Below are 23142 nucleotides of genomic sequence, written 5' to 3'. Positions count from 1 at the left end.
GACAAGGCCTGACGCCTTCGGCGAAGGGCGAGGGCCGTCCCGGGTTCCCGTCGGTACGGGGCATGTGCCCACAAGCGCACGCCCCTCACCCGCACGCGCCGAGGCCGGCACCGCGCAGGAGTACCGGCCTCAGGAGACGGCCGTCGGCGCCAGCTCCCGCAGTTCCCGCAGCGCGGCCTCGACCGCGGGGCGGGTGTGGCCGCCCCCTCGGGTACAGGTCAGCAGTTTGCGGTGCGGGTTGCCCGCGCAGCGTACGCGGGTGATCGGCAGGTGCGGGGACAGCTGGGCCAGCCGCGGGATCAGGGCGACGCCGAGCCCGTGCGCGACGAGATGAGCGGTGACGTTCCAGTCGAGGGCGTGGTGGACGACGTCCGGGGTGAACCCGGCGGCACCGCAGGCCGACATCACGTGCGGCCGGCAGGGGCTCTCCGGCACCGGCGCGATCCACGGTTCACGCGCCGCCTCCTCGAGGCCGGTCCGCTCCCGGCCCGCCAGCGGATGCCCCTCGGGAACCACCAGGTCGAACGGGTCGTCCAGCAGCGGCTGTTGGTCGAAGCGCGCGTCGCTCAGCGGCGGGTTGTGCGGGGTGACCTCGACGATCGCCAGATCGGTGGCCCCCTCGAAGAGCAGGTCGAAGCTCTTCGGTACCCCCGTCTCCAGAATCCGTACTGTCAGCCGCGGATGGCGGGCGCCCAGCCGGGCCGCCACCGGGGCCAGCAGGACCGAGACCGCCACCGGGAACCCGGTGACCCGCAGCAGTCCGGTGGGGGCGCCGTGGTCGGCCCGCAGGTCCAGCTCCGCCTGTTCCCAGCGGGTCTCGATGGCGTCGGCGTGCGCGAGCAGGCTCTCGGCGGCCGGGGAGAGCCGTACGCCGCGCCCCTGCGGTTCCAGCAGGTCGACGCCCAGGTCGCGGGCGAGCTGGCGGATCTGCTGCGAGGCGGCGGACGGGGTGAAGTGCAGGGCGCGGGCGGCCGCGGTGACCGTGCCGTAGTGGGCGACCGCCCTGAGGACGTGCAGCCGGCGCAGGTCGATCATGTAGCTCAGGCTTAACGGTCGGGTCCATAAAGTCAACCTGGACGCGTACGGAGAATGCGACGCACCCTGGTCCGTGTCCCGACGGCCGGCCGGGCCGTGCCGCCCCGGGAGCCGAGCACTTGAAAAGCCGAGCAGCCGAGGAGCCACCATGACCAGCGCGCACAAAACCACCGGCACGACAGGCGTCGTCTGCCCCTACTGCGGATGGCCGGACGACGCCGAGCCGTTCCATCTGGTGTCACGGCACGGCACCGCCTCCGGCAGCACCGTGTGGACCCGTTGCGGCTGCGGCTCGCTCCAGGTCCGTGCCGTGGACGGCCGGGGCACCCGCGTCGTCACCCGCAGCAGGCCGCCCGCCGGCGTCGTCCCGCCGGCCCGGACGTGCGGGACACGCGGTTGAGCGGGCCGAGCGGCCCGGCCCGCTCAACCGCCCGCCTCCGGACGGATCAGACCGCCCCGGGGACTTCCTCCGTGACGCCGTTGAGGGGGGAGTCGGGGTCGGTGCCGTAGGGGCGGGTGATGACTTCCAGGCCGTGGCCCGCCGGGTCGGGGAAGTAGACGCCGTGGCCGCCGTCGTTGCGGTTGACGCGCCGCGGGTGACGGCCGTGCGGATCGGCCTGGATGGGGATCCCCTCGTCCACGAGCCGGGCGAGGACGGGGCCGAACTCGTCCTCGGAGACGAGGAACGCGTAGTGCTGCATGGGGATGTCGGCGTCGATGGTCGCGAAGTCCAGGGTGACGCCGTTGGCCGTCGTCACCGGAAGGAACATCCCGGCCGGCTCGCCGACCTCCAGGCCCAGGATCCGGGCGAGGAAACGGGCGGACTTCTCCCGGTCGCGGGTGAGAACGATGGTGTGGTTGAACTCGACTGACACTGTTTCAATGCCTCCACGGGCATCCGCGGCGCCTCCATGCCTCACCCGACCGGTGACCGACACGCGATGCCGCACCGGCATGGTAGGCACCTGCGCCGGGGTTCGTCGAGGCGTTTTTCACGGGCGGCGACGGACCGTCGCCCCGTCGGCACCGTCCTGACATCTGTCAGGGACCCGTCGGCCGTGCTTCTCCCTGGGGTGCTGAGAACGGACCGCGTCGGCCGCCTCCAGTTGTCCGGCCCGGCGGGAGGTCCCGGGATCGGCCGGCGCGATGGACACTCCCCCGCCGACGGCCGGCCCCCGCCCGAAGTCGACGACGTCGCCCGGCCCCAGGTGGAGCAGTCCGGGCCTGCCCCACCGGCCCGCCGGGCCCGGCCCGCGCTCCGGCGGCTGTGCGGGTTCCGGTAACTGGACAGTGATCGTTTCCACGGCCTCTCCCCCCGATCGGTCGCCGGAATCACCAAAATCGCAGGGGCGGGAGATGCCCGGGAGCCGAGGCGCGCGCGGTATCGGACCGGTGCCGTCAATCCGCCCACAGTTCCGCGCCGTCGCACACGTCCGCGTTCATGTTGCGCTCCATCATCCGCAGGGCGGCGTCCGCCAGGTCGGCGTGGATGTGGGCTACGGCGTCGCGTGGAACGGTCACCTCGATGGCGCGGATGTGGGCATCGAGCGATGAGTACAGCACGCACTGTTCGGTCACCTGGCCGCACAGGACGAGCCGGTCGATGCCCTGCTCGTGGAGCAGGTAGTGCAGCGGGGTCTCGAAGAAGATCGAGTGGCGGGCCTTGACCACGAAGAGGGAGGAATCCGTCGGCCGCAGCGGTTCGACGAGATCCGCGTGGGGCCCCGACAGGGCCTTGTCGAGCAGTTCGCCGTGGTGCGATCGCCACTCCCCGAAGTTGTCGTTGACATAGATCACCGACACACCCCGCTCCCGGGCCCGCCGCAACAGGCCGGAGATGACGGGTACCACAGACCGCGCGACCGGTATCAGCAGCTCGGCGTCCGCGTGATCATAGGTGTTGATCATGTCGATGACGATCAGTGCGGTCTTGCCCATGTCATCGGGCCCTCTCGGACGGAACTCGATCGGGGCTCACGGCAGGGCCCGGCCGTCCCTGCCGGACCCCACCGGAACCGGGGTACCCGCCGGGCGCGCCCTCAAGCGCCGGTACGCCTCATCAGGGCCGTCCGGCCCTAGTCCGGCGGGTTTGCGCCCTCGACGATGGACTGATGTTCCCCAGCGATGGTTTCCGCGCGCTCGACCGCCAGGAGTGCCTACGCCTGCTGGCCGGGGTGCCGGTCGGTCGCGTCGTGTACACCCGGCAGGCCCTGCCCGCCGTCCTCCCGATCAACTTCTCCCTGGACACGGACGGCTCCGTGCTGCTGTGCACCTCTCGGGACTCCGACCTGGTGCGCGCGATCGACGGTGTCGTGGTGGCCTTCGAGGCCGACGGCTTCCGGCCCGAACGCCGTTCCGGCTGGAGTGTGGTGATCACGGGCCGGGCCGCCGTGGTGACCGACCCCGCCGAGCACGAGCGGCTGCTGCGGAGCGGTCCCGACACCTGGATGCCGATGCGGGACGGGGTGCTCGTACGGATCGAGGCCGGGATGGTCTCGGGACGGGAGCTCACGGGTCTGCGCGTCCGCGGTACCGCGTGAACGGCCCGAACGGAGTGGGACCACCGCTGCCGCACAGCAGTTGATCACGGTCCCGGGGCATCCCGTACCGTACGCCTGTGACCGAGTACAGCACTGAGGAAGTCCCGGGACGCTTCGGCCCCACCGCCACCGTCGAGGCCGAACCCGGTGAGGTGGGCCGGGTGCGCACGGAGTACTCGCCCGAACACGACGGTGACCCCGATCCCGGGGAGATCGTCTGGACCTGGGTGCCCTATGAGGAGAACGACGGCAGGGGCAAGGACCGTCCCGTGCTCGTGGTCGCGCGGGAGCCGGCCGGAACACTCCTCGCGGTGCAGCTGTCGAGCAGGCGGCGCAACGGGGGCCGGGACTGGGTGCCGATCGGCAGTGGACCGTGGGACCGCTCGGGCCGCGACTCGTGGGTCGCCGTCGACCGGGTGCTACGGCTGCACGAGGACGGAATGCGCCGCGAGGCGTGCGCCCTGGACCGGATGCGGTTCAATCTGGTGCGTCACCGGCTGCGGGAGCGGTACGGCTGGAGCTGACTCCTCACGGGGTCGTCGCCAGGCCGGTGAAGGTCCGTTCGAACGCCGTGCGGACCTCGTTCTCGCGTGTGCGGTCCAGAATTCCGAACACCACGTGCTCGAACGCTCCCGCGAACCGTCCGCCCGGCTCCAGGAGCGCCCGGAACGCGGCCGCCACCTGCGCCGGGTCGTTGCGGAACACCCCGCAGCCCCATGCGCCCAGCACCAGCCGCCGGTAGCCGTGGGCCACGGCGGTCTCCAGCACCCGCTCCGCCCGGACGGTCAGGGCACGGGGCAGTTCGGCCGCGCGTTCCGGTGCCGTCCGCAGGATCACTCCGGCGTTCGGGGCGGCCGAGGTGAGGAAACCGGCCGTGAACGGCTCGTCGAGGAGCCTGCCGCGGTCGTCGCGGAAGACGGGCACGGCGGGTGAGTGGATCACGCGGTCGGTGTAGAACGGGTCGCGGTGGCTCCGGTGGTGGTCGTAGAACTCGGCCGCCCGCAGCAGGCAGACGTACAGGGCGGAGGCGCGGCACAGGGCCTCCTCCTGGGCCTGTGCGCCGTTGAGGTAGCCTCCCCCGGGGTTCCGGGCGGAGGCGAAGTTCAGCACGGCGGGCTCGCCGGGCGAACCGTACCGGTCGCCCGCGAGCCGGCGCGCGGCCTCCAGACTGCTCTCCCCGGTGACCTCGATCCGGGCCCCCGCCGGCCGGAACGCCGAGGACGGCACCCGGCCGGCATCGGGGACAGGGCCCGGAGAGTTCGCCGAAGCCGACATCGGTACCGGTACCGGCACATACGCCGGGACCCGCACACGCAGCGGCTTTGGCCCGTACATCCGCGTACCGTCCCGTGCGGCCCCGATGGCCGCCGCCAGGTGCACCTCGCGGCCGTCGGCCGGGGCGCGGTAGATCCCGGCCGCCACGATCTGCTCGGTCGCGCGGGCGACACCGCGCAGGCGCGCGCTCACGCCGCGACCCCCGTACGCGCCGTGACCGCGTGCCCCACGGTCTCCCCCGTGGTCCGCGCCGGCGCGTCCGCCGGCTTCTCCCCCGTCGTGCCCATATGAACATCGTGAGCGATGCTGAGGAGGCGACGCAACGGAGTTTCCCTCCCCGCAAGGCCCGGGGAGCCGGTGGGAGGGCCCCTGGAAGAGCCCTCGGGAACGGGCGGGACGGAAGGTTACCGACCCGGAACGCCCCGTCAGGCGCTCTTGTGCCGAGCCCCGTGAGGGTTTTGGGTGGACGGGTTGATGCCCGCCCGGCCAAAGGGCGCCGGGCGGGCGACATGGTGGCATCTCAGGAGGATTCCCACATGTCCGATTCGACAGGTGGCCGTATCGAGCCACGTCCCGCCGTCACCGAAGCCGAGGTGGAGGACCTCGTACGAGGCATCTGCTTCAAGACCGGACCACCGCGCCGCCTCGGCGTGGAGGTGGAATGGCTCGTCCACGAGCTGCGCACCCCGCGGCTCCCCGTGACACCCGAACGACTCGAAGCGGCCTACGCCGCTCTGCGGACCGTGCCCCTGGATTCGGCGCTCACCGTCGAACCCGGAGGCCAGCTGGAGCTCAGCTCGCAGCCCGCCGCCTCCCTCATGGAGTGCGTCGGCACCGTCCGCGCCGACCTCGACGCCGTCCGCGCGGTTCTGCGCGAGAACGGGCTCGGCCTCGTCGGCCTCGGCCACGACCCCTGGCACACTCCGCGCCGGTTCCTGCGCGAACCGCGCTACGACGCCATGGAGACCTGTTTCGACCGCACCGGCCCCGCCGGCCGCGCCATGATGTGCGCGTCGGCGTCCGTGCAGGTGTGCCTGGACGCCGGGTACGAGGAACCCGGCCCCCTCGGTCATGTACGGCGCTGGTGGCTGGCGCACCAGCTGGGCGCGGTGCTCGTGGCCGCGTTCGCCAACTCCCCGCTGGCCGGTCACCGGCCCACCGGCTGGCTGTCCACGCGGCAGCTGCGCTGGACGCAGATCGGTACCGGCCGTGCGGGCGGCCCCGTGCTGGACTCCGATCCGCGCGGCGCCTGGGCCCGGCACGTCCTGGACGCACCGGTGATGTGCGTACGGCAGGACAGCGGGCCGTGGGACGTGCCGGAGGGGCTGACCTTTCGCGAGTGGACCAGGTCAGGGGTCCCGAGGGCGCCCACCCGGGAGGACCTCGACTACCACGTCACCACGCTGTTCCCGCCGGTCAGGCCGCGCGGCCATCTGGAGCTGCGGATGATCGACGCGCAGCCCGGTGACGACGGCTGGATCGTGCCGTTGGCCGTGACGACGGCGCTGTTCGACGATCCGGAGGCCGCCGAGACGGCCTACCGGGCGGTGAAGCCGCTGGCCGAACGGACCCACGGCAGGTCCGCGCCGCACAACCCGCTGTGGCGGGACGCCGCCCGCGGCGGCCTGGCCGACCCGGAGCTGCGCGAGGTGGCCGCCGTCTGCTTCGCGGCGGCGCTGCGGGCCCTGCCCGGGCTCGGCGCCACGACCGATGTCGTGGAAGCGGTGGCCGCCCACCAGGACCGCTATGTCGCCCGTGGCCGCTGCCCTGCCGACGACACGCTCGACGCCCTGCGCGCCGGAGCGGTCGCGACGCACCCGCCAGGCACGCCCGGCGCTCGCCCCCGAACCACACCACACGCCCCCGGCACCCCCGCCTCCTACGCGCACGGAGCGCGTCCGCACGGGAAGGACACCCCCTCATGACCGACCCCGCCCTCGACGCCGAAGTCCTGCGCGAGCGCGCGGTCGCCTCGCTGATCACCGCGCGCGACCGGACCACCCTGCTGACCAGCTGTGTCGACGGGCCCGATCTCACCGCGCAGCACTCACCGCTGATGTCGCCGCTGGTGTGGGACCTCGCTCACATAGGCAACCAGGAGGAGCAGTGGCTGCTGCGGGCCGTCGGCGGTCAGGAGGCGATTCGGCCCGAGATCGACAGCATCTACGACGCCTTCGAGCACCCGCGTGCCGAGCGGCCGAAGCTGCCGCTACTGCCTTTGAAGGAGGCTCGCCGGTACGCCTCGGAGGTGCGTGGCCGGGCGCTGGACGTGCTGGAGAGCACCGCCTTCCACGGTGAGCGGCTGACCGAGGCGGGGTTCGCCTTCGGGATGGTCGCGCAGCACGAACAGCAGCACGACGAGACGATGCTGATCACCCATCAACTGCGCAGTGGCCCGCAGGCCCTGACGGCCCCGGACCCGGAACCGGTGCCGCTGTTCACCGGTCCGTCCGAAGTGCTCGTCCCGGGCGGCCCGTTCACCATGGGCACCTCGGACGAGCCGTGGGCGCTGGACAACGAACGTCCGGCGCACCGGCGTGAGGTGGCACCGTTCCACATCGACACGACACCGGTGACGAACGCCGCGTACCAGGCGTTCATGGAGGACGGCGGTTACGACGAGCCCCGCTGGTGGACCACAAAGGGCTGGGCCCACATCCGCCGGAACGCCGTCAGCGCCCCGCTGTTCTGGCGCCGGGACGGCGGGCAGTGGCTGCGGCGCCGCTTCGGCGTCACCGAGGCCGTACCGCCCGACGAGCCGGTGCTGCATGTGTGCTGGTACGAGGCGGACGCGTACGCCCGCTGGGCCGGGCGCCGGCTGCCCACCGAGGCCGAGTGGGAGAAGGCCGCCCGGCACGACCTGGCCGGCGACCGCTCGGCGCGTTACCCCTGGGGCGACGCCGAACCCGGTCCGGAGCACGCCAACCTCGGCCAGCGCCACCTGCGGCCCGCGCCCGCGGGCAGCTATCCGGCGGGTGAGTCACCGCTCGGGGTGCGCCAGCTGATCGGCGACGTGTGGGAGTGGACGTCGAGCGACTTCCTGCCCTACCCGGGGTTCAGGGCATTCCCCTACAAGGAGTACTCGGAGGTGTTCTTCGGGACCGGGTACAAGGTGCTGCGCGGCGGTTCGTTCGCGGTGGACGCGGTGGCCTGCCGGGGCACGTTCCGCAACTGGGACCATCCGATCCGGCGGCAGATCTTCTCCGGATTCCGCACGGCCCGTTCGGAGAACACCTGATGTGCCGTCATATCGCGTACGTAGGACCCGAGGAACCGCTCGGCCGGCTCCTCGTGGATCCGCCGCACGGGCTCTACCGCCAGTCGTGGGCACCCCGGCACCAGCGGTACGGGACGGTCAACGCCGATGGTTTCGGCGTGGGCTGGTACGCGCCCGGGGACCCGGCGCCGGCCCGGTACCGCAGGGCGGGACCGGTCTGGGCGGATCCGTCGTTCGCCGATCTCGCCCGGGTCGTCCGCACCCCGGCGCTGCTCGCGGCCGTGCGGGACGCGACCCTGTCGGGTGCGGACGCCGAGGCCGCGGCGGCGCCGTTCGCCGCAGGGGCCTGGCTGTTCAGCCACAACGGGGCCGTGCGGGGCTGGCCGGGCACGCTCGCACCGCTCGTGGCCACCCTGCCGCCCGAGGACGTGCTGTCACTGGAGGCCCGCAGCGACTCCGCGCTCGTGTGGGCCCTCGTGCTCGCCCGGCTGCGGGCGGGGTACCCCGGGGAACCGGAGGGGCAGGCGCTGGCCGACACCGTGCTGGAGATCGCCGCGGCGGCCCCCGGGTCCCGGCTCAACCTGCTGCTCACCCAGGGCGACACGATCACCGCGACCGCGTGGGGCGACACGCTGTGGTACCTCTCCCGGCCGGGCGGCGGGACCGTCGTGGCCTCCGAACCGTACGACGACGATCCGCACTGGCGCGAGGTCCCCGACCGCACCCTGCTGGTTGCCAGCCGCACGGACGTGCTCCTCACGCCGCTCAAGGAGCCGGGCGACGTCCTGGCGGGCACCGGCACACCGGCACGATCCGCATCGGCACGACACACACCGGCACCACCGAAGGAGCCCCGCACGTGAGTCCGTTCCGTCTCACCCGCACCCTGCCCGAGGACGCCGCCGGCGCCGCCCTGCGCGCCGACGTCCGTGAGGGCCTGACCGGCAGTCCCAGAACGCTGCCGCCGAAGTGGTTCTACGACGCGCGGGGCAGTGAGCTGTTCGAGGAGATCACCACACTGCCCGAGTACTACCCGACGCGTGCGGAGCGCGAGATCCTGCTCGCCCGCTCCGGTGAGATCGCCGAGGCGTCCGGTGCCCGCACCCTCGTCGAGCTGGGCTCCGGTTCCTCGGAGAAGACCCGCCACCTGATCGACGCACTGACCGGGCTGCACACCTACGTCCCCGTCGACGTCAGCGAGAGCGCCCTGACCCTGGCGGGTCAGGCACTCGTCGCCGAGCGGCCGGGGCTGAACGTGCACGCCCTGATCGACGACTTCACCGGCCGTATGACGCTGCCCGACACCCCGGGCCCGCGCCTGGTGGCGTTCCTCGGCGGCACGCTCGGCAATCTGCTGCCCGCCGAGCGGGCCGCGTTCCTGGCCTCCGTGCGGGCGATGCTCGCCCCGGGGGACGGGCTGCTCCTCGGTACGGACCTGGTCAAGGACGAGAAGGTGCTGGTCCGGGCGTACGACGACGCGGCCGGGGTGACGGCCGCGTTCAACAGGAACGTCCTGGCCGTCATCAACCGGGAGCTGGGCGCCGACTTCGATCCGGCCGCCTTCGACCATGTGGCCGTGTGGGACGCCGGGCACGAGTGGATCGAGATGCGGCTGCGCTCGCGCGAGCGGCAGACCGTGAAGATCCCCGCGCTCGACCTCGCCGTCGACTTCGGCGCGGGCGAGGAGCTGCGCACCGAGATCTCGGCGAAGTTCCGCAGGGAGCGCGTACGGGAGGAACTGACTGCCGCCGGGCTGGATCCGACCCGGTGGTGGACGGACGAGGAGGGACGGTTCGCGCTGTCGCTGAGCGTGGCGCGCTGACCGGAAGGGCCCGGCGCGACGCGAGGCGGGCGTGTGCCCCGTACGGGTGCACCGCGCCTTCGTGCGGGTCGAGGGGTGCCGGACATCAGGTGCCCGGGACGGCCCGACACCTCGCGCTCGGGCACCGCCTCGGGCACGGTGGAAGGACGTGTGACACAGGAGGCGGCTCTCGGACCGGTGGGAGCCGCCGACGAGAGGAGCACCCGTATGTCGAACCACACCTACCGGGTCACGGAGATCGTCGGCACGTCGCCCGACGGCGTGGAACAGGCCGTCCGCAACGGCGTCGAGCGTGCCTCGCAGACCTTGCGGAATCTGGACTGGTTCGAGGTGACCCAGGTGCGGGGCCGGCTCGAGGAGGGCCGCATCGCCCACTGGCAGGTGGGTCTGAAGGTCGGCTTCCGCCTGGACGACTCGGCCTGAGCCACCCGTCCCCACAGGAGAGCGGGAGGGACGGGCGTCAGGTCCGCCCCTCCCGTTCCTGCGCCGCCCTCAGCTCCCCCGACGGGGCCGTCCAGCGGGCGTGCACGACGGTGAATCCCGCCCGCCGGGCGTCCGCGCAGACCAGTTCGTCGTCGTCCACGAGCACACGGATCTCCCGGGTGCGGGCAAGGCGGCGCAGGACCGCCAGCTTGGTGTACCGGGCGGGCCGCCGGTCGGCGTCGCCGCGCATGTGCACCGGCCCTTCGGGCAGCTCCTGGGCGGCCAGCCACTCCAGCGTGTCGCTCCGGCAGCGCTCGGGACGCCCGGTGAGGTAGACGATCTCGCACTCCCGCGCCCTCTCGCGCACCAGCGCGACGCCCTCCGCGAGGGGCTGGTCCTCGGGCGCGGCGGCGAAGAAGGCGTCCCAGTCCCGCGGCCTGCGCTCCAGGAACCGCTGTCGGTGCGCGGTGTCGGCGAGGGTGTTGTCCAGGTCGAACACGGCGAGCGGGCGCTTGTCACGGTTGGTCACGCCGCCCAGCCTAGACAAGCGACGCTCCTGCCCGTTACGCCCGAGGGGAAAGCGGTCAACGGGAATGCCGCGGCCGTCCGGACGTTGAACCGGATGTGACTCCGCTGATCTCCCGGACCCGTTTCTCCGTCCTCGACCGCTCCCGCACCCGTGAGGGGCACAGTGGCCCCGAGGCGCTGCGCGACACCGTGCGCCTGGCGCGGGAGCTGGAGGAACTCGGTTACCACCGGTTCTGGGTCTCGGAGCACCACGGTGTGCCCGGGGTCGCCGGCTCCGCGCCGACGGTGCTGGCCGCCGCCGTCGCCGCGGCGACCCGGACGATCCGTGTCGGTACCGGCGGAGTGATGCTGCCCAACCATCGACCGCTCGTCGTGGCCGAGCAGTTCGGCGTGCTGGAGTCCCTCTTCCCGGGGCGGATCGACATGGGTCTGGGCCGCTCGGTGGGATTCACCGACGGGGTGCGCAGGGCCCTGGGCCGGGACAAGGACGACGCCGAGGACTTCGGCGCCCAGATCGACGAGCTGCTCGGCTGGTTCCGCGGCACGTCCCCCACCGGCGTGCACGCCCGTCCGGCCGAGGGCCTGACCGTGCCGCCGTTCGTGCTGGCCATGGGTGAGGGCGCGACGATCGCCGCCCGTGCGGGTCTGCCCATGGTCATCGGCGACCTGCGCGACCGCGACCGGATGCGGCGCGGCATCGACCACTACCGGGAGCACTTCCACCGGTCCGCCTGGGCGAGCGAGCCGTACGTGGTGATCTCCGGGACGGTCGCCGTGGCGGACACGCCCGGACAGGCCCGCCGGCTCCTGCTCCCGGAGGCCTGGTCGATGGCGCACTCACGGACCCGCGGAACCTTCCCGCCGCTGCCGTCCGCCGAACACGTCGAGTCGCTCACCATGACGGCGAAGGAACGCGGCCTGTACGAGTCCGGGCTCGGCGGTCACATCGCCGGCACGGAGGAGCAGGTGGCCGACGAGCTGGAGACGGTGCTGAAGGAGACGGGGGCCCAGGAGGTCCTCGTCACCACCAGCACCCATGACCGTACGGGCCTGCTGGAATCCTACCGGCGGCTCGCCGCCCTGACCGGTCTCGCCGGGCCCACGGATCCCACGGACACGGAGGGCGGCAGCGCGGTGCGCCGGTGAGCGGATCCACCGGCGCGCTCACGGTGTGCCGTCCGGTCATGGGCGGCCCCGGCGTGGAACGTCGCGGCCCCGTCCGGCGGCGTCGTCCCGCCGCGTGGTGTCGTCCGGTACGCCCTCGCTCTCGATGCGCTCCTTGCGGATCCGGCCCCGTACGGTCTTGTTCTCGGTGCGCTCCTCCGTGGTCAGCCGCACCCGCTCGACGGGCACCGCCCTGGTCTCCACGACGGGCCGCTCCTCGTGCAGCGTGACCTCGTAGTCGGCCTCACCCATCTCGGCGCCGGACATCGCGGCCTCACGGTCGGCCTCCGTGATCGGCTCGCGCACCACGCGTACCTCCTCGTGGCGCACGGGCACGGTCTGTTCGACGTCCTCCGTCACGACGTACTTGTGCAGCTTGGCCCGTCCGGTCTCGCGCCGCTCGACGCGGACGTGCATCTCCTCCTCCATGCGGGTCATGGACTCGGCGCCCTGCCCTGCCCGCACGCCGGTCCGGCCGGTGGTCGCGGCGGCACCCGTGGGGCCGGCCTTGCCGGTCGTCGCCGACGTGCCCGCCGATGCCGTTCCCGCGGTGGTGGTCGTCCTCGTCGCCGTCCGGTCCTTGCCCGGCGTACGGGCGGCGCCGGCGGCACCCGCGGCCCCGGCCACGCCCCTGCCGGGGGCCTTGTCGGTGCGGCCCTCGCCGGAGTCGTCGGTGTCGTCGCGCAGCACACCGCCCCAGTCGATGCCGTAGTAGTCGTACAGCCGGTGTTCCTCCGACTCCGACAGGTGGCCCTGCGAGTCGACGTCGACCTCGGGTGCGCCCTTGATCTTGTCCTTGGGATACGGGACTTCGAGGTGGTCCTCCACCAGTTCGGCGTCGCGGATGGGGATGAACGACTCGCTGGTGCCGAACATGCCCGTCTTGACACTCACCCACTCGGGGCGGCCGCTCATGTCGTCGAAGAAGACATGCTTGGCCTCACCGATCTTGTTGCCTTCGCCGTCGTAGACGGGGTGGTCCAGGAGGATCCTGACCTCATCGCGGGTGATCATCTGGCCTCACCCTCCTTTCAGGTGTCACTCCCGTCCGGATGTCCTCCTCAGCGCGGTAAAAACTTCACATAGAGGACAAAAGGCGCTTAATTTTCGACAGCGCTCACTTCCGGTGGTCGCGACCGACGGTCCTCGCCAGGGTTCCCGCCTGGTGCCCGGCCCGCTGTGCTGCCACCCGCACGGCTTCCGGAGCGGTCCGTGGTCCCGTTTCGAACCGTCGTGCGGCTGCGCGGCGGCGGCCAGGGTGCGGCGGTCCGGGTGGCTGCCCGGCGGGATGGCTGCCCGTATCCCGACCTCGGCGACCAGGCCCCGGGCCGAGACCACCCGCCACAGGGACGCCACCAGGGTGTCGTCCCCGACGAAGGCCGGGGCGGTGGCGGGTGTTCCGTGCGCGTCGCGGTAGTGGATGCGGACCGGCTGGACCGGGACCCCGGCGTCGAGCGCCGCCTGGAAGGCGGCCCGGCGGAAGGAGCCCTGGCCGCGGCCGCACCAGGTGCTGCCCTCGGGGAAGACCGCGACGGCCGAACCCTCACCGAGCGCCCCGGCGATCCGGGCGACCGTGCCCGGCAGGGCGCGCAGCCGGTCGCGGTCGATGAACAGGACGCCGCTGCGTTCGACCAGAGGCCCCGCCAGCGGCCACTGCCGTATCTCGGCCTTCGCCAGCATGCGGGCCGGACGGACCGCGCCCAGCAGGGGGACGTCCAGCCAGGAGATGTGGTTGGCGACGAGCAGCAGCCCGCCGGCGGGCGCGGCGCCGCCGGTGACACGGACCCGGACCCCGGCGGCCCGTACGATCCACCGGCACCACCGGCCGACGAGACCCGCCGGGATCAGCCGCCCGACGGGCAGCAGCAGGATCCCGGCGAGGACCAGGGCGACGACCGCGGCCAGTCGCAGCACCGCCCCCGGTACGGCCCTCGCGGCCCCCGTCGGCTCCACGCAGCCGCTCGGGGTGCAGGGCGCGCCCGGCAGCCAGACACTCATCCGGCCGGCACGAGAGAGAGGAAGTGCCGCAGATAGCGCTGGTCGACCCGGCTCATCGGCAGCAGCACGTACAGGTCGGCGACACCGAAGTCCGCGTCGTGCGCGGGTTCGCCGCAGACCCAGGCGCCGAGCCGGAGGTAGCCGCGCAGCAGGGCGGGCAGCTCGGTGCGGGCGGCGGATGCCGCGGTCGTCGGCCGCCACGGGCGCAGGGGGTGTACCCGGTACTCCTCGGGGGCGAGGTGCTTGCCCCGGACACGGTCCCAGGTGGCGGCGGCGAGCGCGCCGCCGTCGGTGAGCGGGATGGAACAGCAGCCCGCGAGCCATTCGTGGCCCCGGTCGGTCATGTAGCGGGCGATGCCGGCCCAGATGAGGCCGATGACCGCGCCGTCACGGTGGTCGGGGTGCACGCAGGAGCGGCCGACCTCGACGAGGCCCGGCCGGATCGGGTCGAGGGCGGCGATGTGGAACTCGGTCTCCGCGTACAGGCCGCCGGCGACCGCGGCGCGTTCGGGCGGCAGCAGCCGGTAGGTGCCGACCACCTGGCCGCTCACCTCCTCGCGCACGAGGAGGTGGTCGCAGTAGGCGTCGAAGGGGTCGATGTCCAGGCCCGGCCGGGGAGTGGACAGCAGGGCGCCCAGCTCGCCGGCGAAGACGTCGTGCCGCAGCCGCTGGGCGGCACGCACGTCGTCCTCGTCTCGGGCGAGGGTGACGGTGTAGCGGGTGGGTGCCGCGGGCTTCACGGGGTGGTCTACGGTCAGGACGCCGGTCATGGCTCTCTCCTGGTCACGCGCCGGAGCGGGGAAGGTGGGGACTCCCCTTGTTTCTGCCGATGCCGGTTGGCGTGTACGTGACCTGAGCCGGGAGCGCGGATGTGGGAATGCTGAATGCCAGGCGCCGCCCGGCCGGCGTCGGGCGTTGCCCGGACAGCAGACGGGACCGGGGATGAGCACCACTCCCGGTCCCGCCCGTCCGCCCTCTGGCGAACGTTTCCTGTTGCCCGCAACGGTGGTTACCGGCCGGTTCCCCTGGCCGTGGCGCGCAGCCACTCCTTGTTCATCCCGGTGATGGAGGTCAGCGGGATGCCCTTCGGGCAGGCGGTGGCGCACTCCCCGGCGAGGGTGCAGCCGCCGAAACCCTCGTCGTCCATCTGCGCCACCATGTCGAGCACCCGGGTCTCGCGCTCGGGCGCGCCCTGCGGCAGCACGTTGAGGTGGTTGATCTTCGCCGAGGTGAAGAGCATCGCAGCACCGTTGGGGCAGGCCGCGACGCAGGCGCCGCAGCCGATGCACTCGGCGTGCTCGAAGGCGAGGTCCGCGTCCGGCTTCGGGACGGGCGTGGCGTGCGCCTCGGGCGCCGAGCCGGTGGGGACGCTGACGTAGCCGCCGGCCTGGATGATCCGGTCGAAGGCCGTCCGGTCGACGACGAGGTCCTTGACCACCGGGAAGGCCGCCGCCCGCCACGGTTCGACGTCGATGGTGTCGCCGTCCTTGAAGGACCGCATGTGCAGCTGGCAGGTGGTGGTGCGCTCGGGACCGTGGGCGTCGCCGTTGATGACCAGCGAGCAGGCGCCGCAGATGCCCTCGCGGCAGTCGTGGTCGAAGGCGACCGGGTCCTCGCCCTCGAGGGTGAGTTCCTCGTTGAGGGTGTCGAGCATTTCCAGGAAGGACATGTCGGGTGAGATGCCGTCCACTTCGTACGTGGACATGGCGCCGTCGGCGTCGGCGTTCTTCTGCCGCCAGACGCGCAGGGTCAGCTTCATGCGTAGCTCCGCTGAGTGGGGTGGACGTACTCGAAGACGAGGTCTTCCCTGTGCAGGACGGGAGCGTCGCCCGTGCCGGTGAACTCCCAGGCGGCGGCGTAGGTGAACTCCTCGTCCCGGCGGGCGGCCTCGCCGTCGGGGCTCTGGGACTCCTCGCGGAAGTGGCCGCCGCAGGATTCGGCGCGGTGCAGGGCGTCGAGACACATCAGCTCGGCGAGCTCGAGGTAGTCGACGATGCGGTTGGCCCGCTCCAGGGACTGGTTGAACTCCTCGCCCGTGCCGGGCACCTTGATCCTCCTCCAGAACTCCTCGCGGATCTGCGGGATGCGCTCCAGTGCCTTGCGCAGACCCGAGTCGGTGCGGGCCATGCCGCAGAACTCCCACATGAGTTCGCCGAGTTCGCGGTGGAAGGAGTCGGGGGTGCGGTCACCGTCGACGGAGAGGAGCAGGTTGAGCCGGTCCTCGGTCTCGGCCAGGACCTCCTGCACCGCCGGATGGCCGGCGTCCACCTCGTCCTTGTGCGGGTTGCGCGCCAGGTAGTCGTTGACGGTGGCCGGGAGGACGAAGTAGCCGTCGGCCAGGCCCTGCATCAGCGCGGAGGCGCCGAGCCGGTTGGCGCCGTGGTCGGAGAAGTTGGCCTCGCCGACGGCGAACAGGCCGGGGACGGTGGTCTGCAGGTCGTAGTCGACCCACAGGCCGCCCATCGTGTAGTGCACGGCGGGGTAGATCCGCATCGGCACCCGGTAGGGGTCCTCGTCGGTGATCCGCTGGTACATGTCGAAGAGGTTGCCGTACTTGGCCTCGACCGCCTTGCGTCCCATGCGCCCGATGGCGTCGGCGAAGTCCAGGTAGACGCCCTGGCCGCCGGGGCCGACGCCCCTGCCCTCGTCGCAGACGTTCTTGGCGGCACGGGAGGCGATGTCGCGGGGCACCAGGTTGCCGAAGGACGGGTAGATGCGCTCCAGGTAGTAGTCGCGCTCGTCCTCGGGGATCCTGTTCGGCGGGCGGTCGTCGCCCTTGGCCCTGGGCACCCAGATGCGGCCGTCGTTGCGCAGCGACTCGCTCATCAGCGTCAGCTTGGACTGGTGGTCGCCGGTGCGCGGGATGCAGGTGGGGTGGATCTGGGTGAAGCAGGGGTTGGCGAAGTACGCGCCGCGCCGGTGCGCCCGCCAGACGGCGGTCGCGTTGGAGTTCATGGCGTTCGTCGACAGGTAGAAGACGTTGCCGTAGCCGCCGGTGGCGAGGACGACGGCGTCCGCGAAGTAGGTGCCGATCCTCCCCGTGATCAGGTCCCGGGCGACGATCCCGCGGGCCCGGCCGTCGACGACGATCAGGTCGAGCATCTCGGTGCGCGGGTGCATCTCGACGTTGCCGGCGGCGATCTGCCTCGAGAGGGCCTGGTAGGCGCCGAGGAGGAGCTGCTGGCCCGTCTGGCCGCGGGCGTAGAAGGTGCGGGAGACCTGGACGCCTCCGAAGGAGCGGGTGTCGAGCAGGCCGCCGTACTCACGGGCGAACGGCACGCCCTGGGCGACGCACTGGTCGATGATCTCGACGGAGATCTGCGCGAGGCGGCGCACGTTGGACTCGCGCGAGCGGAAGTCGCCGCCCTTGACGGTGTCGTAGAAGAGACGGTGCACGGAGTCGCCGTCGTTGCGGTAGTTCTTCGCCGCGTTGATGCCGCCCTGCGCGGCGATGGAGTGGGCCCGGCGCGGGGAGTCCTGATAGCAGAACTGGACGACGCGGTAACCCTGTTCGGCCAGCGTGGCGCCGGCGGAGCCGCCGGCCAGGCCGGTACCGACGACGATGACGGTCTGCCGCCGCCGGTTGGCGGGGTTGACCAGCTTGGCCTCGAAGCGGCGCTTGTCCCAGCGCTCCTCGATCGGCCCGGACGGGGCCTTGGTGTCGACGACCGGCTCACCGGTCGTGTACTCGGCATAGGTAGTCATATCAGCTCACCACTCCGGTCATGACGCCCACGGGGACGGCGAGGAAGCCGATCGTGAGCAGCAGCGCGAGGACGTTCGCCAGGGACTTCAGGGCGCGGTCGCGGGTGCGGCTGCCGACACCGAGGGTCTGGGCCGCGCTCCAGAAGCCGTGCCGGATGTGCAGGCCGAGGGCGAGCACCGCGACGACGTAGATGACGTTGCCGTACCAGGTGGAGAAGGTGTCCACGACGTTCTGGTAGGGCTTGCCCGTCTCGAAGCCGCCGGAGTGCACGTGTCCGGTGGTCAGGTCGAGGATGTGCCAGACGATGAACAGGGCGAGGATGATCCCGCCCCAGCGCATGGTGCGCGTGGCGTAACCGGCCCGCGCCTTCTTGTGGACGTACTTGCTGGGACGCGCCCTGATGTCGCGGCGGCTGAGCTGGTACGCGGAGACGGCGTGCGCGACGACCGCGACGACGAGCACGACGCGGACCGCCCACAGGGCCCACTCGTAGTGCAGGAGGGGCTCGCCCATGGTGCGCAGCCAGTGCGCGTACTCGTTGAACTCGGGCGCCCCGAAGTAGATCTTCAGGTTGCCGAGCATGTGGGCGACCAGGTAGAGCAGCATGATCAGGCCACTGACGGCCATCACTGTCTTCTTGCCGACGGTCGAGTCCCACACGGTGCGTGCCATGGACGGTCGTCGGTCCGTCCGCGTTGCCAGAGCCATGTCACAGCACGCTAGGGCCAAAGGTCCCCATCGGTCCAAGACATGGAACACCTCGTTTCCATAGGCTCCACCTATGGTGGCACTATGCTGGGCCCATGCAGTTCCAGCAGCTCCAGTACTTCGTGGCGGTCGCCGAGACCCAGCACTTCACCCGGGCCGCGGAGACGGTCCATGTCGCGCAGCCGTCCCTCTCCCAGCAGATCAAGGCGCTGGAGAGGGAACTGGGGGCGGATCTGTTCCTGCGGGCCCGCGGCAACATCACGCTGACCGACGCGGGCGAGGCGCTGCTGCCGCTGGCCCGGCGCATCCTCGCCGACGCGGACACGGCCCGGCACGAGGTGCAGGAGCTGGCACAGCTGCGCAGCGGCCGGGTCAGGCTGGGGGCGACCCCGAGTCTGTGCACCGGTCTGCTGCCGGACGTGCTGCGCGCCTTCCACGACCGCTACCCGGGCATCCGGCTGCTGATCGAGGAGGGCGGCTCCCACGACCTTGTGCGCGAGCTGGCCCGCGGCGCCCTGGACCTGGCCCTGGTCGTGCTGCCCCTGCCTGCCCCCTCTCCCGCGCTCACCACGGTGGAGCTGCTGCGCGAGGACCTGGTGGTGGTGTCCTCCCCCGACGCCCCGAAGCCCGGCCGGGGCCGGCGCACCGTGCGCGTCGCCGACCTGGAGGGCGAGCGTCTGGTGATGTTCCGGCACGGCTACGACCTGCGGGAGCTGACGGTGGCCGCGTGCCGCGCGGAGGGCTTCGAGCCGGACTTCGCGGTGGAGGGCGGCGAGATGGACGCGGTGCTGGGCTTCGTCCGGGCGGGCCTGGGCCTCGCCGTCGTGCCCCGCATGGTCGCCGCGCGGTCCGGTCAGGGGCTGCGGGTCACCCCTCTGGCCCACCCCGGCCTCGACCGCACCATCGCCCTGGCCCACCGCAGCGACGTGGCTCCGCCTCGGGCGGCCCGGGAGCTCCAGCGGATGCTGCTTGAGCGGTGAGCACGCCGGCCGCACCGCATCGGCCGACACCGGCCCGTACCGGCCGGCGCCCGCACCGGCCGGTCGGCCGGGTGGCCCTGAACCCGCCGCGCGGGCAGCACCCTCACCGTGCCCCGTGCACCGCGTCCGCCCGGGGGCACGAGCACGACCGGGCTCGAACCGTGAGCCCCCGGCCCGGGAGCCGCCGCCGAGGTCCCCGCGGGCGCACGTCCGGCACCCGTGGCGGGCGGGCCGGAGCACTCCCGGCGGCCGGCGGCGGCCCGCACCATGGGCGGCGTTCCCTGTCGGCGGCTGCTACGGGCCGGGCCGACGGACGGGACGCCGGTGCGGCCGGCGGAGCACACGCCGAGGACGGGAGCGCCCGCGGCGCCCGCCGGCGCAGGATCCGACGTCCAGACCCGCGCCCGCGGACCGGGCGGCGGGCACGGGGCCGGGCCGCCGCTGCGGCCCCCGTCGGCGCATCGTGACGGCCGCCGCCCGGCATCGCCACGCCGCCTCGGTCAGGCCGTCGGTACGAGGCGGTCACCCCGTCGCGTCCACCAGGGCCAGCTCATGCAGTCGCTCCGGTGGACCCGGGCGGGCGTAGTACCAGCCCTGGGCGGTGTCACAGCCGAGTATGCGGAGCTGTTCGGCCTGGGCCCCCGTCTCGACCCCCTCCACCGTCACCGCGAGATCCAGGCTGTGGGCCAGGGAGACGATCCCCTCGACGATCTTGAGGTCGACCGGATCCGCCGGGAACTGCTGCATGCTCTGGGTGAAGGAGCGGTCCAGTTTGAGGACGCTCACCGGGAGGCGGCGCAGGTTGGCGAGGTTGGAGTAGCCGGTGCCGAAGTCGTCCAGGGCGATGTCGACGCCCATCTCCGCGAGCCGGCGCAGCGGCTTCAGCAGGTCGTCGTCCGCGCCGATCAGCGCCGACTCGGTCACCTCCAGGCACAGCGCGTCCGGCTCGACGCCGGTGCGCTCCAGGATGTCGACGGTGTCCTGGACCAGGCCGGGGTGGGTGAGCTGGCAGGGCGAGAGGTTCACGTTGATGCGCAGCGGGCCGAACGCGTCCGCACCGCCGTGCCGCTCCTGCCATGCGCGGGCCTGCCGCACGGACTGCTCGAGCACCCAGCGGCCCAGCGGGACGATCAGGCCGGTGTGCTCGGCGAGCGGGATGAACCGGTCCGGCGAGAGCACCCCGTGCTGCGGGTGCAGCCAGCGCACCAGCGCCTCGGCGCCCCGGACGCTGCCGTCGCCGAGGTGCACCAGAGGCTGGTACTCGATGAAGAACTCGCCCCGTTCCAGCGCCGCGGGCAGCGCCGTGGTCAGGCCGTGCCGGGTGATGGCCCGGGCGTCGGACTCCGGGTCGGCGAGCTCGAAGCGGTTGCCGCCCGCCGACTTGGCCCGGTACATGGTGATGTCGGCGCTGCGCAGCACCTCCGCCGGACCGCGCTCCCCGGCCGGCCCCTCGACCACGCCGATGCTGCCGCGCACGGTCAGGTCCCTGCCGTCGACGCCGATGGGGGCGAGCAGCGCGTTCATGATGCGGGCGGCGAGTTCGTCGACCGTGTGCTGGGTGTCGGGGCCCGTGGTCAGCGCCACGAACTCGTCGCCGCCGAGCCGGGCGACCATCTCACCGGGCGCGGTGGCGCAGGACTGGAGCCGGTCGGCGACCTCGACGAGCAGCCGGTCACCGGCCGCGTGTCCGAGACTGTCGTTGACGGTCTTGAAACCGTCCAGGTCGAGGTAGCACAGGCCGAAGCGCTGCCCCTCGCCCGCGTTCAGCGCCTTCTCGAGCCGCTCGAAGAAGAACGTGCGGTTGGGCAGACCAGTCAGCGCGTCGTGGGTGGCCTCGTAGCGCAGCCGGAGGTTGAGCAGCCGCCGCTCGGTGGTGTCCTCCATGAGCGCGAGCTGGTACTGCGGTTCACCGTCGGCGTCACGCAGCAGGGACACCGTGAGGTTGGTCCACAGCACCGTGCCGTCGGGCCGGTAGAACGCCTTCTCGAGGTGGTAGTGCTCGCGCTCGCCGCGTACCAGCTCGTCGTAGAGGGCCCAGGTCTGCGGGGCGTCGTCGGGGTGCGTCCACTCCGGGACACTGCGGCTGCGCAGGCTCTGCTCCGACAGGCCGAACATGCGCCGCAGGGCGGCGTTGACCTGGAGGATGTTGCCCTTGAGGTCGGCGATGCCGATGCCTATGGCCGCGCCCTCGAAGACCGCGCGGAACCTGGCCTCGGTGTCGTGCAGGGCCTGGGCCACCACGCCCTGTGCCCGCAGCGCGGCCTGGGCGATGGCCTCCTGCTCGGCCAGCGTCCGCTCGCGCAGCGCCTGCGCGTATCCGGCGGCCATGGCGTGCTGCAGCCTGGCACTGCGCGCCCGCAGGTCCTCGCGGTCACCGTCGCCGCCGCAGTACAGGACGAGGTAGGCGTCCACGCAGTCCAGGGTCCGGCTGAGCGCCTCCGGGTCGGTGCAGTGCGCCTCCACCAGGGCGGCGCCGACCGCCCTGCCGGTGTCCGGGTCGAAAGCCCTCGCCCACAGCGCCTCGCTCAACCGCCGTGCCAGCGGGAGCAGTTGCTTCTCCAACTCCGGCCGGGTCGACGAGGTCGAGGTCACCGGGAAGACCGCCCGGCTCCAGATCGTCGCGAACCGGCGCAGTCTGTCCTCCGGCCCGTCCGGCTCCGCGCTCACGCGGTACGCCCCACGCCCGCGTAAGCGGAGAAGGCGTAGGGATCCTCGTCCTCCGGTGCGGTGTCCGGCCGCCACTTCGGCATCGGCACCAGTCCGGGTTCCACCATGTCGTACCCCTCGAAGAACCGCGCGATCTCGTCGCGCGAGCGCATGATCAACGGGTTGCGGATGTCCTTGTACACGTCCACCGCTCCACCGGCCCGCTCCGGCGACAACGGAATTCCCTCGTAGGAGGCATGGGTGAGCATCAGCATACTGCCGGGCGCGAGTGCGTCGCGCAGTTGGGCCACCGCCGCGTACGGGTCCTCCGCGTCGTCCACGAAGTGGAGGACGGCGACGAGCAGCAGCGCCACCGGGCGGTTCGGGTCGATCAGACGCCCGACCTCGTAACTGCCCAGGATCTCCTGGGGCTTACGGAGGTCCGCGGCGACGACGGCCGCGTTCCCATTGCCCTCGAGGACGGCCTGGCTGTGTGCGACGGCCACCGGGTCGTGGTCGACGTAGACCACCCGCGCGCCGGGGGCGGCCGCCTGCGCCACCTCGTGCACATTGCCGAACGTCGGGATGCCGGAGCCGATGTCCAGGAACTGGGTGACGCCCTCACCGGCCGCGAACCGCACCGCCCGGCGCAGGAACCCCCTGTTCGCCTGCATGACCTTCGGCAGCCCCGGCATGAACTCCATGGCCCTGCGGGCCGCTTCCCGGTCGACCTCGAAGTTGTGCGAACCGCCCAGGTAGTAGTCGTACATCCGGGAAACGCTGGGCACCGTGATGTCGATGCTCCGTGGGGCCCAGGCGGGACGCTCCATCTATCTCTCCACAGCGTTGGCGATCCGGTGTCCGAGCCGAGGCTACTGATCGCTCGCCAATGGAGCGACCCCAAACGGAAATTGACCATCCGTTCCCGGTCACTGCCTACGGCATGTGCCGAATGGACAACTGCGAGCACACTACGAAAAGTGTGCGCGGCATTCCGGAGAGTTCCGGCACGCGGAGAAGCCGGGGGTACGGAATGGCGTGACGCGCGGAGAATCGGGTGAGTGGCGCAGGAAAAGTGAAGAGCGCCGGAAATTCCGCGA

23 protein-coding genes and 1 pseudogene are annotated in these 23142 nt (G+C 72.3%); 10 read left to right on the top strand and 14 right to left on the bottom strand.

Annotated elements, in window-relative coordinates; all coding sequences use genetic code 11:
* Nucleotides 1-129 precede the first annotated feature (129 nt).
* Nucleotides 130-1035 carry a LysR family transcriptional regulator gene (locus ACWZEH_RS32440; RefSeq protein ID WP_456194626.1) on the bottom strand — a complete coding sequence of 302 codons (906 nt, stop codon included), beginning with the start codon at nt 1033-1035 and terminating at the stop codon, nt 130-132.
* 148 nt (nt 1036-1183) lie between these two features.
* Between ACWZEH_RS32440 and ACWZEH_RS32435 the strand changes: the two genes are divergently transcribed.
* A complete protein-coding gene (locus ACWZEH_RS32435) occupies nt 1184-1435 on the top strand; it encodes a hypothetical protein (RefSeq protein ID WP_456194625.1) in 252 nt (83 codons plus the stop codon).
* Nucleotides 1436-1481: 46 nt separating this feature from the next.
* Here ACWZEH_RS32435 and ACWZEH_RS32430 read toward each other — a convergent pair whose 3' ends face one another.
* The 3 genes and pseudogenes from ACWZEH_RS32430 to ACWZEH_RS32420 all read right to left on the bottom strand — a co-directional run bounded on the left by ACWZEH_RS32430 (nt 1482) and on the right by ACWZEH_RS32420 (nt 2973).
* Nucleotides 1482-1910 (bottom strand): VOC family protein, encoded by a 429-nt coding sequence (locus ACWZEH_RS32430; protein WP_456194624.1) that lies wholly within the window; start codon nt 1908-1910, stop codon nt 1482-1484.
* Between the two features lie 216 nt (nt 1911-2126).
* Nucleotides 2127-2339: pseudogene (locus ACWZEH_RS32425) on the bottom strand (serine/threonine protein kinase); the annotation flags it as partial.
* Nucleotides 2340-2433: 94 nt separating this feature from the next.
* Nucleotides 2434-2973, bottom strand: a complete 540-nt coding sequence (locus tag ACWZEH_RS32420) for a cysteine hydrolase family protein (RefSeq protein ID WP_456194623.1) — start codon at nt 2971-2973, stop codon at nt 2434-2436.
* 173 nt (nt 2974-3146) lie between these two features.
* On the opposite strand from ACWZEH_RS32420, the gene ACWZEH_RS32415 reads away from it, so the two are divergent.
* Both ACWZEH_RS32415 and ACWZEH_RS32410 read left to right on the top strand, forming a co-directional pair.
* On the top strand, nt 3147-3575 hold the full coding sequence (locus tag ACWZEH_RS32415) for a pyridoxamine 5'-phosphate oxidase family protein (protein WP_456194622.1): 429 nt from the start codon (nt 3147-3149) through the stop codon (nt 3573-3575).
* 77 nt (nt 3576-3652) lie between these two features.
* A complete protein-coding gene (locus tag ACWZEH_RS32410; RefSeq protein ID WP_456194621.1) occupies nt 3653-4099 on the top strand; it encodes a type II toxin-antitoxin system PemK/MazF family toxin in 447 nt (148 codons plus the stop codon).
* Nucleotides 4100-4103: 4 nt separating this feature from the next.
* Here the strand turns inward: ACWZEH_RS32410 and ACWZEH_RS32405 are convergent, their stop codons facing one another.
* The gene (locus tag ACWZEH_RS32405; protein ID WP_456194620.1) at nt 4104-5042 is read right to left on the bottom strand and encodes a TIGR02452 family protein; all 939 of its coding nucleotides are present in this window, start codon (nt 5040-5042) and stop codon (nt 4104-4106) included.
* A gap of 344 nt (nt 5043-5386) precedes the next feature.
* Between ACWZEH_RS32405 and egtA the strand changes: the two genes are divergently transcribed.
* From egtA to ACWZEH_RS32380, 5 genes are all read left to right on the top strand, one after another.
* Entirely contained in the window at nt 5387-6775 is a 1389-nt protein-coding gene (egtA, locus tag ACWZEH_RS32400) for an ergothioneine biosynthesis glutamate--cysteine ligase EgtA (RefSeq protein WP_456194619.1), read from the top strand.
* Complete coding sequence (egtB, locus tag ACWZEH_RS32395; protein ID WP_456194618.1) at nt 6772-8088, top strand: ergothioneine biosynthesis protein EgtB; 1317 nt, start codon at nt 6772-6774, stop codon at nt 8086-8088. The genes egtA and egtB overlap by 4 nt, the downstream gene beginning before the upstream one ends.
* The gene (gene egtC, locus ACWZEH_RS32390) at nt 8088-8930 is read left to right on the top strand and encodes an ergothioneine biosynthesis protein EgtC (protein ID WP_456194617.1); all 843 of its coding nucleotides are present in this window, start codon (nt 8088-8090) and stop codon (nt 8928-8930) included. Before egtB ends, egtC begins: the two co-directional genes overlap by 1 nt.
* On the top strand, nt 8927-9889 hold the full coding sequence (gene egtD / locus ACWZEH_RS32385; RefSeq protein WP_456194616.1) for an L-histidine N(alpha)-methyltransferase: 963 nt from the start codon (nt 8927-8929) through the stop codon (nt 9887-9889). Before egtC ends, egtD begins: the two co-directional genes overlap by 4 nt.
* Nucleotides 9890-10096: 207 nt before the next feature.
* Nucleotides 10097-10312 carry a dodecin gene (locus tag ACWZEH_RS32380; protein WP_456194615.1) on the top strand — a complete coding sequence of 72 codons (216 nt, stop codon included), beginning with the start codon at nt 10097-10099 and terminating at the stop codon, nt 10310-10312.
* Between the two features lie 37 nt (nt 10313-10349).
* Here ACWZEH_RS32380 and ACWZEH_RS32375 read toward each other — a convergent pair whose 3' ends face one another.
* Nucleotides 10350-10841 (bottom strand): phosphatase domain-containing protein, encoded by a 492-nt coding sequence (locus tag ACWZEH_RS32375; RefSeq protein WP_456194614.1) that lies wholly within the window; start codon nt 10839-10841, stop codon nt 10350-10352.
* Nucleotides 10842-10936: 95 nt separating this feature from the next.
* Here ACWZEH_RS32375 and ACWZEH_RS32370 point away from each other — a divergent pair, with 95 nt between their 5' ends.
* Entirely contained in the window at nt 10937-11986 is a 1050-nt protein-coding gene (locus ACWZEH_RS32370; protein ID WP_456194613.1) for an LLM class flavin-dependent oxidoreductase, read from the top strand.
* A 36-nt stretch (nt 11987-12022) separates the two neighbouring features.
* Here the strand turns inward: ACWZEH_RS32370 and ACWZEH_RS32365 are convergent, their stop codons facing one another.
* The 6 genes from ACWZEH_RS32365 to ACWZEH_RS32340 all read right to left on the bottom strand — a co-directional run bounded on the left by ACWZEH_RS32365 (nt 12023) and on the right by ACWZEH_RS32340 (nt 18380).
* A complete protein-coding gene (locus tag ACWZEH_RS32365) occupies nt 12023-13018 on the bottom strand; it encodes a DUF2382 domain-containing protein (RefSeq protein WP_456194612.1) in 996 nt (331 codons plus the stop codon).
* A gap of 24 nt (nt 13019-13042) precedes the next feature.
* Complete coding sequence (locus ACWZEH_RS32360; RefSeq protein ID WP_456194611.1) at nt 13043-14002, bottom strand: lysophospholipid acyltransferase family protein; 960 nt, start codon at nt 14000-14002, stop codon at nt 13043-13045.
* Nucleotides 13999-14772, bottom strand: coding sequence for a GNAT family N-acetyltransferase (locus tag ACWZEH_RS32355; protein ID WP_456194610.1), 774 nt, complete (start codon nt 14770-14772; stop codon nt 13999-14001). The genes ACWZEH_RS32360 and ACWZEH_RS32355 overlap by 4 nt, the downstream gene beginning before the upstream one ends.
* A 239-nt stretch (nt 14773-15011) precedes the next feature.
* On the bottom strand, nt 15012-15761 hold the full coding sequence (locus tag ACWZEH_RS32350) for a succinate dehydrogenase/fumarate reductase iron-sulfur subunit (RefSeq protein ID WP_456194609.1): 750 nt from the start codon (nt 15759-15761) through the stop codon (nt 15012-15014).
* Entirely contained in the window at nt 15758-17707 is a 1950-nt protein-coding gene (locus ACWZEH_RS32345) for a fumarate reductase/succinate dehydrogenase flavoprotein subunit (RefSeq protein ID WP_456194608.1), read from the bottom strand. The genes ACWZEH_RS32350 and ACWZEH_RS32345 overlap by 4 nt, the downstream gene beginning before the upstream one ends.
* 1 nt (nt 17708) lies before the next feature.
* Nucleotides 17709-18380: a succinate dehydrogenase gene (locus ACWZEH_RS32340; RefSeq protein WP_456194607.1), complete on the bottom strand. Its 672-nt coding sequence runs from the start codon at nt 18378-18380 to the stop codon at nt 17709-17711.
* 131 nt (nt 18381-18511) lie between these two features.
* On the opposite strand from ACWZEH_RS32340, the gene ACWZEH_RS32335 reads away from it, so the two are divergent.
* Nucleotides 18512-19396 (top strand): LysR family transcriptional regulator, encoded by an 885-nt coding sequence (locus ACWZEH_RS32335; RefSeq protein ID WP_456194606.1) that lies wholly within the window; start codon nt 18512-18514, stop codon nt 19394-19396.
* Nucleotides 19397-19918: 522 nt separating this feature from the next.
* On the opposite strand, the gene ACWZEH_RS32330 is transcribed toward ACWZEH_RS32335, so the two are convergent.
* Together ACWZEH_RS32330 and ACWZEH_RS32325 are read right to left on the bottom strand one after the other, a co-directional pair.
* Nucleotides 19919-22063, bottom strand: a complete 2145-nt coding sequence (locus tag ACWZEH_RS32330) for a putative bifunctional diguanylate cyclase/phosphodiesterase (protein WP_456194605.1) — start codon at nt 22061-22063, stop codon at nt 19919-19921.
* Nucleotides 22060-22872, bottom strand: a complete 813-nt coding sequence (locus tag ACWZEH_RS32325) for an SAM-dependent methyltransferase (protein ID WP_456194604.1) — start codon at nt 22870-22872, stop codon at nt 22060-22062. Before ACWZEH_RS32325 ends, ACWZEH_RS32330 begins: the two co-directional genes overlap by 4 nt.
* Nucleotides 22873-23142 lie beyond the last annotated feature (270 nt).

It is taken from the genome of Streptomyces yamdrokensis (assembly GCF_053890455.1).
This window is presented reverse-complemented; position numbering and strand designations above follow the sequence as displayed.